Genomic DNA, 13,514 nt, shown 5'->3' on the forward strand with positions numbered 1-13,514 from the left:
TCATGACCGCGGCCCTCGACACGCTCACCGCCACGCCGGAGATCGACGATTTCATCGACGCGCTCTGGCTCGAGGACGGGCTGTCGAAGAACACGCTGGCGGCCTACCGCCGCGATCTCGCGCTGTTCGCGCAATGGCTCCGCACGCAGTGCGGCCGTGCCCTGGACGCCGCACGCGAAAGCGATCTGCAGGCCTACATGGGCGCGCGGCTCACGGCGCGAGGCAAGGCAACCTCGGCCAACCGACGGCTGACGGTGTTCAAGCGCTATTTCCGCTGGGCTGTGCGCGAGCGGCGCATCGGCGCTGATCCGAGCCTCCGGCTGGTGCCTGCCCGGCAGGCGCCGCGTGCGATCAAGACGCTGTCGGAGAAGCAGGTGGACGACCTGCTGTCTGCGCCCGATGTCGACACGCCGCTGGGTCTGCGCGACCGCGCCATGCTGGAGCTCATGTACGCGAGCGGGCTGCGCGTCAGCGAGCTGGTGGCGCTCAGGGTCTTCGAGCTGAGCCTGAACGACGGCGTGCTGCGCGTCCTGGGCAAGGGCAGCAAGGAGCGGCTGGTGCCTTTCGGCGGCGAGGCGCGGCGCTGGATAGAGCGCTACATGCACGAGTCCCGGCCCGCCATCCTCGATGGCCAGCAGACGTCCGACCTGTTCGTCACCGCACGCGGTGCGGGAATGACGCGGGTCATGTTCTGGATCATCGTCAAGAAGCATGCGCAGGCGGCCGGCATCGATGCGCCCCTGTCGCCGCACACGCTGCGCCACGCCTTTGCCACGCACCTGCTCAACCATGGCGCCGACCTGCGGGCGGTTCAGCTGCTGCTGGGCCATGCGGATATCTCGACCACCACCATCTACACGCACGTGGCGCGCGAGCGCCTCAAGCAGTTGCATGCAAAGCACCATCCCCGTGGGTGAAGGCTTGCCGCCGCCGCTGCATGTGGGCTGCGCCGGCTGGAGCCTGCCGCGCGCGCAATGGCCGCACTTCCCGGCCGAGGGTTCGCACCTGGAGCGCTATGCGGCACGCTTCGACATTGCCGAGATCAACACCTCCTTCTACCGGCCTCACCAGCGCGAGACTTATGCCCGCTGGGCTGCGGGCACCCCGGCGCATTTCCGTTTCTCGTGCAAGCTGCCGAAGCGCATCACGCACGAGAAGCGGCTCGTCGGCGCCGTGGCGGAATTGGAGTCCTTTCTCATGCAGGTGGAAGGCCTGGGATACAAGCTGGGTTGCCTGGTGGTGCAGTTGCCGCCCAGCCTGGACTTCGACCAGCCCGCGGTATCGAGCTTCCTCGCTGCGCTGCGCCGGCGGCACCCGGGGCCGGTCGCGCTGGAGCCCCGGCATCCGAGCTGGTTCGTGCCGCAGGCCGAGGAGCTTCTCGCGCGCTTCCGCACGGCGCGGGTGCTCGCCGATCCCGTACTCCACGACAACGCGGCAGCACCGGGCGGATGGGCCGGCCTGGTCTACCTGCGGCTGCACGGTTCGCCCCGGCGCTATTGGTCTTCATACCCCGATGCGCTGCTGCAGCAGCTTGCCCAGCGGCTGGGTCGGGCGCAGGAGGAAGGCGCGCAGTGCTGGTGCGTGTTCGACAACACGGCCAGTGGCGCGGCCGTCGCGAATGCCCTGACGCTCGCCGCGATGATCGATGCCGCGCCAGAATGGCAGGCTCGCAAGGAAGCTCATCGATGAACTGGAAATGCCGCATTGCTGCCCAAGCCGTGGCGCTGACCCTGGCCTGCTGCGCTCTCATCCCCGCTGCGCACGCGCAGGCCGTCCCCAAGACCATCCGCCTCGTGGTGGCCTACCCGACCGGTGGCGTCAGCGACATGATCGCTCGCGCGCTGGCGGACAAGCTGGCCGGGCAGCTGGGCAACACGGTCGTGGTCGAGAACAAGGCCGGCGCGAGCGGCACCATCGGCATGGACGCGGTCGCCAAGGCCGCGCCCGATGGCGCCACGCTGGGCTTTGCGGCCATCAGCCCGCTGGTGCTGAACCCGCACCTCGGCAGGTCTCCCTTCGACCCCTTGAAGGACATCGCGCCGGTGGCCAGCGTCATGTACTCGCCGGTGCTGCTGCTGGCGACCGAGGCCACGGGCACGCGCGATTTCCGCACGCTGCTGGAGGATGCCCGGGCCCGGCCGGGCGCAGTCCGCTGGGCCACGTCGGGCCAGGCCTCGCTGGGCCACATCGTGCTGGAGCAGTTGCGCAGCGCGGCGCGGGTGGACATCACCCACGTGCCCTACAAGGGCGGCGCCCAGCAGATGAACGATGCGCTGGGCGGCCAGTTCGAGATCCTGTCGATCAACGCCGGCCCCGGGGTGGCGTCGCACATCAAATCAGGCAAGCTGCGCCCGCTCGCGGTGGGGGCGCCGGACCGGCTGCAGAGCCTGCCAAAGGTGCCCACGCTGGCGGAGCTGGGCTTCCCGTCGGCCAACCTCAGTTCCGTGTTCGGCGTGTTCGCGCCGGCCGGAACACCCGCCATCCTGATTGCCAAGTACAACGCCGAGATCAACAAGGCGCTCGCCAGCCCCGACCTGCGCGCCCGGCTGTTGGCCACCGACAACGTGCCCACCGGCGGCGGGGCCGAGGCCTTCGCCGACGAGATCGAGGACGAGTACGCGAGCAACGCGCGCATCGTGAGGGCGGCGGGCATCAAGTCCGACTAGTCCGGTCAACGCGCGCCTGCTGAGAGCGCGTCCAGTTCTTCCGGGGTGAAGCCCGCATGCGCCCTGGCTTCGAGATTGAAGGGCGGACGCAGGCGCGGCGCCTCGTTGCGGCGGTAGAGCACGCGGTAGTGCGCGATCGGGTCGAGGCCCTCTCGTTCGCACAACCAGCGGTACCAGCGGTTGCCAATGGCGACGTGCCCGATCTCGTCGCGCAGGATGATGTCCAGGATCTCGCAGGCCTTGATCGCGTCGGGCGTGTTCACGCGCCGCAGCTTGGCCTGGATCAGCGGGGTGGCGTCGAGACCACGCGCCTCCAGCGTGCGCGGCACCAGCGCCATGCGCGCCAGCGCGTCGTGGCGGGTCTTCTCGCACATGGACCACAAGCCGTCGTGCCCCGTGAAATCGCCGTAGCGCCAGCCCATGCTGCGCAGGTGCTCGTGCAGCAGGGTGAAGTGCAGCGCCTCTTCGTCGGCCACGCGCAGCCAGTCGCGGTAGTACGCATCGGGCATGCCGTCGAAGCGCCAGGCGGCGTCGAGGGCAAGGTTGATGGCGTTGAACTCGATGTGACAGATCGAGTGGATCAGCGCTGCCCGGCCTTCGAGCGTGAAGGGCGAACGCTTTTCGACCGCCGTGGCTGCCACCCGCAACGGCTGTTCCGGACGGCCGGGAACACCGGCTTCGTCGCCTCCGGTGCGCACTGGCGCGGCGGGCGCCGGATGCACCCGCATTTGCGCCGCGGCGGCATGGGTCGCGGCCACCTTCTGCCCGGGATCGGCGAGGCGCAGCGCGGCCAGGGCGTCGAGGCGGGGGTGCTGCATCCCTACAATTCTAGTTTTGCACTCAGGAGATCCCGCGATGGCCCTCTACGAACTCGACGGCGTGGCGCCGCAACTGGGGCAGGGCGCTTATGTCGCCGACAGCGCGCAGGCCATCGGCCGCGTCGTCATGGGCGACAACGCCAGCCTCTGGTTCGGCGCTGTGGCGCGCGGCGACAACGAAGCCCTGACCATCGGCCGCAACAGCAACATCCAGGACCTCTCGGTGCTGCACTCCGATGCCGGCGTGCCGCTGACCATCGGCGAGAACGTCACGGTCGGCCACCACGTCGTGCTGCACGGCTGCACCATCGGCGACAACTCGCTGATCGGTATCGGCGCGGTGGTCTTGAATAACGCGAAGATCGGCCGCAACTGCATCGTCGGCGCCGGCAGCGTGGTGACCGAGGGCAAGGAGTTCCCCGACAACTCGCTCATCATCGGCGCGCCCGCCAAGGTGGTGCGCACGCTCGACGAAGCTGCCGCCGATCGGCTTCGGAAGAGTGCCGAACACTATGTGGAAAATGCCCGCCGCTTCGCGAAGGGCCTGAAGAAGATCGGCTGAACGCCGATCGGAGAGACTGCCTTGAGCGAGTTGCACAAGTTCCTTTTCGATGGTCTGCCCGTGCGCGGCATGATCGTGCGCCTGACGGACGCCTGGCAGGAAATCCTGTCACGCCGCGCCTCGAACACCGCCACGGGCGCATACCCCGCGCCTGCGGCCGAGCTGCTCGGCGAAATGACCGCTGCGGCCACGCTGATGCAGGCCAACATCAAGTTCAACGGCTCGCTGATCCTGCAGATCTTCGGCGACGGGCCCCTCAAGGTCGTGGTGGCCGAGTCCAAGCCCGACCTCAGCCTTCGCGCTACCGCCAAGGTGGTGGGTGAGCTCGATGCCGATGCGCATCTATCCGACATGGTCAACGCGGCCGGCAAGGGCCGCTGTGCGATCACGCTCGATCCCAAGGACAAGCTCCCGGGCCAGCAGCCCTACCAGGGCGTGGTGCCGCTGGTCGACGCGGAGGGCCGCAAGCTCGAGCGCCTGAGCGATGTGCTGCAGCATTACATGCTGCAGAGCGAACAGCTCGATACCACGCTGGTGCTCGCCGCGGACGACCAGGTGGCGGCCGGGCTGTTGATCCAGCGTCTTCCCGTCAAGGGCGACGCCAATCTCGAAGGCACCGGGCGCGGCGCGAGCGATCCCATCAGCGTCGACCAGATCGGCCACAACGAGGACTACAACCGCATCGCCATCCTCGCCGCGAGCCTCACGCGCGACGAACTGCTCACGCTGGATGTCGAAACCATCCTGCGCCGCCTGTTCTGGGAAGAGAAGCTGCTGCGCTTCGAGCCGCAGACCGGCATGCTGGGTCCGCACTTCGCCTGCACCTGCGGGCGCGAGCGTGTGGCGCAGATGATCCGCGGGCTCGGCCTGGAGGAGGCGGAGTCCATCCTCGTGGAGCGGGGCGACATCGAGGTAGGCTGCGATTTCTGCGGCAAACAATATCGCTTCGATGCAGTCGATACGGCCCAGATCTTCACCGCGCCGGGCGATCAGTTGCCGGCCAGCCCGGTGATGCAGTAAGGCGCCTTCAGCGCGGGCCGGTCTCGAAGCTTCCGAAGCGGATGTCCGGTGCGGTGGTGTTGTGGCGCGAAGGAATGCTGCGGCCGAAGCGCACGTCGGTGGCGTCGAGCGTGCTGATCTCGGGCAGCGGCTTGCGCTGCTCAGCGCCGTCCGGCGTGGCGCGCCATGCCACCTCGCTCATGTCGGCGTTGTCCGGTGCCACGTACATCGAGCGCAGCACGGCGAAGCGCGGCCCCTGGCCGCGGCCCGGCTTCATGGCCACGTCGAGCGTGGTGCGCGCCTCGCTGATCTCGCGCACGCCGACCTTGGCCTCGCCGCCGTTTGCGAACCGGAGCCTGAAGGCGAGCGGGCGGCTCTCGATCACGATCGATGCGATGCGCGCCATCGGCCGGCCTGCCTGCTCGATCGGGCCCATCACGAAGGAGGAGCCGTACACGCCATCGCCGAAGCGGGCCGGCGGCAGCGGCTTGATGCGCCAGTAGCCGTCGGACGGGTACATCACCAGTGCCTCCAGCGACCTGGTGCCGGTCTTGGCGAAGACCTGGATCATGTGGAAGCCGCGATCGGAGCGGCTGTCCACGCGGACCGGCACCTGCTCGGATCGCCAGAAGGAGGGGAGCGTGATGCCCACGATCTGCCATCGCGGACCGTCGTGCAGCACCACGCGCCGCTCCTTGAAGCTGAAGCGCGGATCGGTCGGGTGCGCACTGCCGTCGAAGTTGCAGCCCGAGAAATCGGGTGCCGTGCGGTCCTGCTCGATCGTGGCGAGGTAAGCGGGCGGCAGCGCCTCCACGCGAAAGCGGCGAATGCCGGCACCGTCCAGGTTGAGGGACACGTTGTCTTCTTCGGCGCAGGCGGTTGCATGCGTGTCGTTGCTGACCGTGGCTCGCGCCGGCGCTGCCGAGGCCGTGGCGCAGGCGAGGAGGCTGCAGAGGGCCAGCAGCGTGGCGGTGTGGCGTGTGAGGAGGCGTGTGCGGTGCATTCGATGTCCTGTCGTTGGTGACATCGTGACATGATGCCGCGCGCGTGCCGCGCCATGAAGGCGGCCCTCCGTCTGCGCCTCAGCGCGCCAGCGGCTGCCAGGCTTTGCCCTGCACCGCCAGCAGGCCGGACCGCCCGGGCACGCTGCCGAGCGCGATGCGATGCCGCGGCAGAACCGTGTGCGCCGTGCCTTCGTGCAGATTCCCCAGTGCGACGAGGCTGTGCCCCTGCGCCTGCCAGCCGGCGATCAGGCGCTCCAGTACCGGGCGCAGCTTCTGCCCTTCGAGCTCGGCATGAAGGGTGTAGACCTGGTCCTGCGCGATCTGCTCGGTCAGCCCCAGCAGATGCCGGTCGACGTTGCCCGCGTCGAGGCCGTCCAGGCCGATGAGTTCGTCCAGCGTCGGCAGGGTGGTGGGGTACTGCGGCGGGCCGAGGATGGTGCCGTCGTCCGCCACCGGCACGAAAGGATGGGTGCCGCGCGTGTCGGAGGCGAACTCGATGCGCAGCTCCGCCTCGGCCCGCGCCGCTGCCGCGTTGAACTGCCAGCCCGCGGCACCATGCACCCGGGCCGGCGCGCCGAACAACTCGGCATGGCGATCCAGCGCGCGTCGCATCTCGCGCTCGGCCCAGGCGCCGTCCTTGCTCAGAAGTCCGTCCTGCCAGCGCACGTGGTCCCAGCAGTGCACGCCGACCTCGAAGCCGGCGTCGCGCACGCCGCGCAGCGTGGCGGCCTCGCGCCGGCCGATGTCCGGCCCGGGCAGCAGCACGCCGTGCAGCAGGGTGCGCACGCCGTAGTGCTCGACCACCGAGGTGCGCGCCACCTTGCCGATGAAGCCGGGACGCAGCACGCGCAGGACGGCACGGCCGGTATGGTCCGGCCCCAGGCTGAAGAGAAAGCTCGCGCCGCAGCGGCGGGCGCTCAACAGGCGTACCAGGGCGGGCACACCCTCGCGGGTGCCGCGCCAGGTGTCGACGTCGACCTTCAGTGCGATGCGCGCCATCGCTCAGAAGCTATGAATGGATTCGTTCATAGCTTCTCATGCTGCCAGGTCGGCGGCAGCGGCGGCGTGATCGCGGTAGTACGCGAACATCTCGCGCAGTGCCTCCTGCATCCCGACCTGGGGCCGCCAGTCCAGGTCGGCCATGGTGGCGCGGATGTCGGGCACGCGGTGCAGCACGTCCTGGTAGCCGTTGCCGTAGTAGTCCGCCGAGGCGACATCGACCAGTTCCACCGAGGCTGCGGCCTCCTGGTATTCGGGCAGGGTCTTTGCCAGGTCCAGCATCATCGCGGCGAGCGAACGGATCGAGTGGTTGTTCTGCGGGTTGCCGATGTTGTAGATCTTGCCGTCGGCGATGCCGCCCTCGTTCGCGATGATCTTCACCAGCGCCGAGATGCCGTCGTCGACGTAGGTGAAGGCGCGCTGCTGCTGGCCGCCATCGACCAGCCGGATCGGCTCCCCGCGCACGATGTGGCCGAGGAACTGGGTCAGCACGCGGCTCGATCCTTCCTTGGGCGAATGGATGCTGTCGAGGCCAGGTCCGATCCAGTTGAAGGGCCGGAACAACGTGTAGCGCAGGCCCTCCTGCTGGCCATAGGCGTGGATGACCCGGTCCATCAGCTGCTTGGCGCAGGCATAGATCCAGCGCGGCTTGTTGATCGGGCCGTAGACCAGGTGGGAGGTCTCGGGATCGAATTGTTCATCGGTGCACATGCCGTACACCTCGCTGGTCGAAGGAAAGACCACCCGCTTGTGATAGCGCAGGCATTGCCGAACGATCGGGAGGTTGGCCTCGAAGTCGAGTTCGAACACGCGCAGCGGCTCGCGCACGTAGATGGCGGGCGTCGCGATCGCGACCAGCGGAAGCACCACGTCGCATTTCTTCACGTGGTATTCGATCCACTCCTTGTTGATGGTGATGTCGCCCTCGAAGAAGTGGAAGCGCGGATTCGACAGCCAAGGGGCGACGCGGTCCGACAGCATGTCCATGCCGTGCACGTGCCAGTCGGTGCGCTCCATGATGTGCCGCATCAGGTGGTGGCCGATGAAGCCGTTGACGCCGAGGATGAGGACTTTGAGCATGGCGGTGGTCGTGGTGCGGGAGAAGAGGATGGGGTCAGGCGTCGGCTGCAAGCCAGCCGCCGGCGTGAAGGGCCTCGAAGCCGCGGGCGTCCAGCGGCCGGGTGCTGCCCTCGCCGCGGGCAGCGAGCACCTGCAGGGCACTGCCGTCGGCCGCGATCAGCCAGAGCATGGCGCCGTCGCTCAGCAGCCTCAGCCCGGTCCCGGGTGCGCCGGCCGGCGCCTCGGCGGGCCGCGTGCGTTCGATAAAGACACGCAGGCCGCGCAGGTGCAGGAACGCGCAGGGATACGGCGGCGCCAGCGCGCGCACCAGGTTGTGAATCTCGCGTGCGCTCGCATGGGCGGGAATGCGGCCATCCTCCGGCCGGCGCCCGCCGAAGTAGCCGCCCTGCGACAGGTCCTGGGGCCGCTCGGCCGCGCTGCCTGCCAGCAGCCCGGGCAAGCTGCGCGCGAGCACGATCTCGGCCGCCACGGTCACCTTGCCGAATACCTCGTGCGCCGTGTCGTCTGACAGGATGGGCACCGCGAACTGGTCGACGATCGGGCCGTTGTCAGGCTTCTCGTTCATCCGGTGCAGGGTGGCGCCGGTCTCGCGCTCGCCGTGGATCACGGCCCAGTTGACCGGCGCACGGCCCCGGTAGTGCGGCAGCAGCGAGCCGTGCATGTTGTAGGCACCGCGCCGCGGCAGTTGCAGCCAATCGGGCTTCAGCATCTGCCGGTAGTAGAAGGAAAACAGGAAGTCCGGCTCGGCCTCGCGCGCGGCAGCCAGCAAGGCCGGCTCGTGCGGGTCCGCAGGCGTGACGCAGCGCAGGCCATGCTCGGCCGCCGTGCTGGCCACGCTCCGGAACCAGATCGTTTCGCCCGCGGCGTCGGCGTGGGTGACGACCAGCGGGACCTCCACGCCCGCATCGAGCAGCACGCGCAGGCAGCGCACGCCCACGTCGTGGTAGGCGAAGACGATGGCGCGCGGCGCTCGCGCTGCGCCGGTCACTCGCGTACCTTCGCCTTCGGCTGCGGTGCCATTCGCTTTCGGAGCGGCCGTGCGGCTCATCGCTTGCGCTCCAGGATCGCGCTGATCTGGTAGCGCGGCCGTGCCCGCACTTCTTCGTAGATGCGGCCGATGTATTCGCCCAGCAGCCCGATGCCGAACAGCGCCAGCCCGGCCAGCAGGAACAGCAGCGCGAACAAGGTGAACACGCCGCCTTCTTCTGGCCCGATCAGCAGGCGCCGCGCGAGCAGCAGCACGAAGAGCGCGCCGGAGAGCAGCGAGACGACGATGCCCAGCATCGAGAAGGCCTGGAGGGGCAACACCGAGAAGCCGGTGACCAGGTCGAAGTTCAGTCGGATCAGTCGGTAGAGCGAGTACTTGGATTCGCCGGCATGGCGGGCCTCATGGCCGACCACCACCTCGACCGGGCTCTTCGCGAACTGGTAGGCCAGCGCGGGGATGAAGGTGTTCATCTCGTTGCACTGATTGATCAGCTGCACGATCTCCCGACTGTAGGCGCGCATCATGCAGCCGTGGTCCGTCATCACGATGCCGGTGAGGCGGTGGCGCAGGCTGTTCATCGCGCGCGAGGCCCAGCGACGCCAGGCGGCATCCTGCCGGTTGCGGCGGATCGAGCCCACGTAGTCGTGCCCCGCGTCCATCGCTTCGACCAGCAGCCCGATGTCCTCCGGCGGGTTCTGCAGGTCGGCGTCGAGCGTGACCACGCGGGCGCCGCGGCAGTGCTCGAAGCCCGCAAGGATGGCGCGGTGCTGGCCGAAGTTGCCGTCCAGCAGGATCACCCGGGTGACGTCGGAACGGCGCTCGAACTGCGCGGCCAGCAGTGCGGCCGAGCGGTCGCGGCTGCCGTCGTCGATGAAGACGATCTCGTAGTCGAGTGCCAGCGCGTCGAGTGCCGGGTAGAGCCGTTCGAAGAGTGCGGCCAGCCCGGGCTCTTCGTTGTAGACCGGGATCACGACGCTGAGCGCCAGTCCTTGCGACCGGTCGTGCACCGCGGCGCTCGCGAGAGAGGGGGCGTCGTTCATCTTCATCAGAACCGTGTTCAGCGCAGCGCCGCGACTGCGCCAGCAACCGCGCGGCACACGCGGTCCACGTCGGCATCGGCCATGGCGGGGAACAGGGGCAGCGTGACGGTTCGTGCGCCGATGTCCTCCGCGACAGGAAAGTCGCCGGGTGCATGGCCGCGCTGGCGGAACATCGAGAAAAGATGCATGGCGGGGTAGTGCACGCCGACGCCGATGCCCTGCTCCCGCAGGGCGGCGATGAAATCGCCACGCCGCGGCGCAAGCCTGCGCGGCAGCAAGGGCTGGAACATGTGCCAGTTGCTGTGCTCGGCTTCGTCGGCAGGTGGCAACTCGAAACCCAGCGATGTGTCCCAGCGCGAGAGGTAGCGCTCGGCAAGGGCGCGACGCCGCGCGGTGAAGCTGTCGAGCTGGCGCAGCTGTCCAAGGCCGATGGCGGCGGCCACGTCGGTCAGGTTGGCCTTGCTGCCCCAGGCCTCGACGTCCATGGTGCCGTCCGGCAGGCGACTCACGCCCTGCAGCCGCAACTTTTCGAAGCGCCGCGCCTCCACCTCGTTGTTGAGCACCAGGCAGCCGCCCTCGGCAGTGGTGAGGTTCTTGTTGGCATGGAAGCTGAACGAGATCAGGTCGCCGAAGCTGCCGATCTCGCGGCCGCCCCAGCGCGCCCCGAAGGACTGCGCGGCGTCCTCGATCACCCGCAGCCCGTGGCGGCGTGCGATGGCGTCGAGACGGTCGCGGTCGACCGGCAGGCCGGCCAGGTCGACCGGTATCAGCGCGCGCGTGCGGGGGGTGATGGCACGCTCCACCAAGTGGAGGTCGATGTTGCGGGTGCTCGCCTCCGCGTCGACGAAGACCGGGGTCGCGCCGACGGCCAGCACGACGTTGGCCGTCGCCACCCAGCTCAGCGGCGTGGTGATGACCTCGTCGCCCGGACCGATGCCGCACAGCCGCAGTGCGAGCTCCAGGGACGCGGTGCCCGAGCTGACCAGGCGCACGGGCCTGCCGCCCAGGCGCTGCGACAAGGCGGCTTCGAGCTCCTGGCATCGAGGGCCGGTGGTGATCCAGCCCGAGCGCAGCACCTCGCCTACTTCGGCGATCGTGCGCTCGTCGATGAAGGGTCGGGTAAAGGGGAGGAAGGGCATCGGGTCCACTGGAATCTTTCTTCTTCGGCTGCGGTGCTGTTCATTGTCGGTGCGGTTGTGCGGCTCATGAACGGCTCCCGCTGTTCGCCACCAGCAGGACGCCGATGACGATGACGCCGATGCCCAGCCAGCGCTGTGCGTTGACGTTTTCGCCGAAGAGCCACCAGGCCAGCGCCGCGTTGACGACGTAGCCGATCGAGAGCATGGGGTAGGCGATGCTCACGTCGACGCGAGAGAGGGCGACGATCCACACGACCACGCTCACCACGTAGCAGGCCAGGCCACCGAGGATGCCAGGGTGCTGCGCCAGCCCGATCGCCGTGCGCCAGAGCGCCGGTGCGCCGGCCGACATGGAGATCTCTCCGACGCTATTGGCGCCGGCCTTCAGCAGAAGTTGGGCGAATGCATTGAGCAGCACGCCGCTCAGGACCCAGAGGAAATCGAGAACTCTCATTGCTTGACGACGACGACGCGCCGGGGATCCTGGAACACGATGCGCATCGGCAGGCCGCGCCGGTGCAGTTCCACCCAGGTGGCCGGGCCCATGTAGGCCGCGGCCTGGGGGGCGGCTTGCCAGCGTGATACGAATTCGTCGAGGGTCGGGATCCAACGGTTCGGCTCGCGCTGTTGGCCCAGGGCGAACTCGTCCTCGTAGTCGACCAGCACAACGTCGCGACGGAGATAGAAGGGCAGGGTCTGGTCGTAGTCGCGCACCGCGAACACTGGCGTGGCCGGTGTGATCGAGGGCGGCAGCGCTGCGGCCAGCGCCGCTGCACTCTTGAGCTGGCCGTAGCCGTTGTGCGCCTGGAGCAGGATCGCGATCGCCATCGAATGGGCGACAGCCAGGCCCAGCACGGCAGCGGTGACACGTCGCCGGCCCAGGCACCACCAGGCGAGCGCGCAACCCGCCAGCACCAGCGCGGCGCCGCTGCGCAACGCCGCGGCCAGCGGCACGACCACTTCCACCGGCGCGGTGATGGAGACGACACGGGCGCTCTGCGTCGAAGCCACGGCCGCGACGGCCCAGAGCGCTGCCGGCAGCAGCAGGTGCCAGCGCAGCGTTTCCGGAGGCACCTCGCGCAGCTTCATCGCGATCCACAGCGCCAGTGCCGGGAACATCGGCAGGATGTAGGAGGGCAGCTTGGAGCTCGACGCACTGAAGAAAAGCAGAACGAACGCGCACCACGCCAGGAGCAGGTGCCGGGGCGCGATCGATGCGGGCCGGTCGTCGGGGGCGCCATCCTGCCGCAACAGCCAGGGCAGGGCGCTGGTCCAGGGCAGCATGCCGGCCAGCAGCAAAGGCAGGTAATACCACCAGGCGCCTTCGCGGTTGTGGCTGTCGGTCAGGTAGCGGGCGAAATGCTCATGGATGAAGAAGAACTCGGCGAAGCCCGGGTTGCGCACCGACACCAGCACGAACCAGGGCGCCGTGACGGCCAGGAAGATCAGCAAGCCCGAGCCCCACTGCATGCCCCGCCAAAGGGTTGCATCGCGCCGCCACAGGCTGACCAGCACCAGCACGGCGCCGGGGATGACGATGCCCACGAGTCCCTTGCTCAGGACCGCGGCGCCCATTGCCGCCCAGGCGAGCCAGATCCAGCGGCGGCGCAGCCGCGCATCGGGCGGGCAGGCCATTGCCAGCAGCACCGCGCACAACGCGAGGGTGAGGAAGAGGGTCAGCCCCGCGTCCAAAGTGAGGAAATGGCTGTTGAGCTCGATCCAGCTCATCGAGGCGGCGATCGCCAGCGCGCGCACGCCGGTCTCACGGCCCCAGAGCCGGCCGGCAGTGAATCCGACCACCAGCACTGTCAGGAAGCCCGCCAGGCCCGGCCACAGCCGCGCCGAGAACTCGGATATGCCGAGGCCCCGGAAGGCCAGCGCACCGATCCAATACTGCAGCGCCGGTTTCTCGAAATAGGGGAGCCCGTTCAAGCGTGGCGTGACCCAGTCGCCGCTGCGGGCCATCTCCAGCGCCAGGCTGGCGTAGCGCCCTTCGTCGGGATGGATCAGGGAGCGGGTCCCGAGGGTGCCGAACCAGACCAGGGCCAGCAGGAGCAGCAGTCCCGCCATGGCCCACGAAGCAGCTCCGGAAGAGCCGGCGCTGGCCGGGCGAGGTAGCCCTGTGCACGCTCCCGGCGCCGATGCGGCGGTTTCGGAGTGCTGGCGCCGGGGGACGGCTGTCTTCATCGATCGTGGGCAGGCAAGGTCAAGGAGTCGCG

Annotated in this window: 14 protein-coding genes; 5 read left to right on the forward strand and 9 right to left on the reverse strand. The window is 68.8% G+C overall.

What is annotated here, in order from left to right:
* The first annotated feature begins 2 nt into the window (after positions 1-2).
* Genes xerD through E5CHR_RS13205 form a run of 3 tightly spaced genes read left to right on the forward strand, consistent with a single transcriptional unit; the run spans position 3 to position 2,666 of the window.
* A complete protein-coding gene (gene xerD / locus E5CHR_RS13195; RefSeq protein WP_162580269.1) occupies positions 3-917 on the forward strand; it encodes a site-specific tyrosine recombinase XerD in 915 nt (304 codons plus the stop codon).
* Positions 892-1,689, forward strand: a complete 798-nt coding sequence (locus tag E5CHR_RS13200) for a DUF72 domain-containing protein (protein WP_162580270.1) — start codon at positions 892-894, stop codon at positions 1,687-1,689. Before xerD ends, E5CHR_RS13200 begins: the two co-directional genes overlap by 26 nt.
* Positions 1,686-2,666: a Bug family tripartite tricarboxylate transporter substrate binding protein gene (locus E5CHR_RS13205; RefSeq protein WP_162580271.1), complete on the forward strand. Its 981-nt coding sequence runs from the start codon at positions 1,686-1,688 to the stop codon at positions 2,664-2,666. Before E5CHR_RS13200 ends, E5CHR_RS13205 begins: the two co-directional genes overlap by 4 nt.
* 5 nt (positions 2,667-2,671) lie before the next feature.
* On the opposite strand, the gene E5CHR_RS13210 is transcribed toward E5CHR_RS13205, so the two are convergent.
* Positions 2,672-3,484: a ferritin-like domain-containing protein gene (locus E5CHR_RS13210; RefSeq protein ID WP_162580272.1), complete on the reverse strand. Its 813-nt coding sequence runs from the start codon at positions 3,482-3,484 to the stop codon at positions 2,672-2,674.
* Positions 3,485-3,521: 37 nt separating this feature from the next.
* On the opposite strand from E5CHR_RS13210, the gene E5CHR_RS13215 reads away from it, so the two are divergent.
* On the forward strand, positions 3,522-4,046 hold the full coding sequence (locus E5CHR_RS13215) for a gamma carbonic anhydrase family protein (RefSeq protein WP_162580273.1): 525 nt from the start codon (positions 3,522-3,524) through the stop codon (positions 4,044-4,046).
* Between the two features lie 21 nt (positions 4,047-4,067).
* Complete coding sequence (hslO, locus tag E5CHR_RS13220; protein ID WP_162580274.1) at positions 4,068-5,066, forward strand: Hsp33 family molecular chaperone HslO; 999 nt, start codon at positions 4,068-4,070, stop codon at positions 5,064-5,066.
* 7 nt (positions 5,067-5,073) lie between these two features.
* On the opposite strand, the gene E5CHR_RS13225 is transcribed toward hslO, so the two are convergent.
* The 8 genes from E5CHR_RS13225 to E5CHR_RS13260 form a co-directional block, all read right to left on the reverse strand.
* Positions 5,074-6,048, reverse strand: coding sequence for a hypothetical protein (locus tag E5CHR_RS13225; RefSeq protein WP_162580275.1), 975 nt, complete (start codon positions 6,046-6,048; stop codon positions 5,074-5,076).
* Positions 6,049-6,127: 79 nt separating this feature from the next.
* Positions 6,128-7,048 (reverse strand): 4-deoxy-4-formamido-L-arabinose-phosphoundecaprenol deformylase, encoded by a 921-nt coding sequence (locus E5CHR_RS13230; RefSeq protein ID WP_162580276.1) that lies wholly within the window; start codon positions 7,046-7,048, stop codon positions 6,128-6,130.
* Between the two features lie 36 nt (positions 7,049-7,084).
* Positions 7,085-8,128: a bifunctional UDP-4-keto-pentose/UDP-xylose synthase gene (locus E5CHR_RS13235; RefSeq protein WP_162580277.1), complete on the reverse strand. Its 1,044-nt coding sequence runs from the start codon at positions 8,126-8,128 to the stop codon at positions 7,085-7,087.
* Between the two features lie 34 nt (positions 8,129-8,162).
* Positions 8,163-9,176 (reverse strand): formyltransferase, encoded by a 1,014-nt coding sequence (locus E5CHR_RS13240; protein ID WP_162580278.1) that lies wholly within the window; start codon positions 9,174-9,176, stop codon positions 8,163-8,165.
* Complete coding sequence (locus E5CHR_RS13245) at positions 9,173-10,156, reverse strand: glycosyltransferase (RefSeq protein WP_162583705.1); 984 nt, start codon at positions 10,154-10,156, stop codon at positions 9,173-9,175. The genes E5CHR_RS13240 and E5CHR_RS13245 overlap by 4 nt, the downstream gene beginning before the upstream one ends.
* Before the next feature lie 17 nt (positions 10,157-10,173).
* Complete coding sequence (locus tag E5CHR_RS13250; RefSeq protein ID WP_162583706.1) at positions 10,174-11,295, reverse strand: DegT/DnrJ/EryC1/StrS family aminotransferase; 1,122 nt, start codon at positions 11,293-11,295, stop codon at positions 10,174-10,176.
* A 64-nt stretch (positions 11,296-11,359) separates the two neighbouring features.
* Entirely contained in the window at positions 11,360-11,749 is a 390-nt protein-coding gene (locus tag E5CHR_RS13255; protein WP_162580279.1) for a DMT family transporter, read from the reverse strand.
* Positions 11,746-13,365, reverse strand: a complete 1,620-nt coding sequence (locus E5CHR_RS13260; RefSeq protein WP_162580280.1) for a glycosyltransferase family 39 protein — start codon at positions 13,363-13,365, stop codon at positions 11,746-11,748. The genes E5CHR_RS13255 and E5CHR_RS13260 overlap by 4 nt, the downstream gene beginning before the upstream one ends.
* Positions 13,366-13,514: the final 149 nt, after the last annotated feature.

The sequence above is a fragment of the Variovorax sp. PBS-H4 genome (assembly GCF_901827205.1).
In the GTDB taxonomy this organism is placed as follows: Bacteria; Pseudomonadota; Gammaproteobacteria; order Burkholderiales; family Burkholderiaceae_C; genus Variovorax.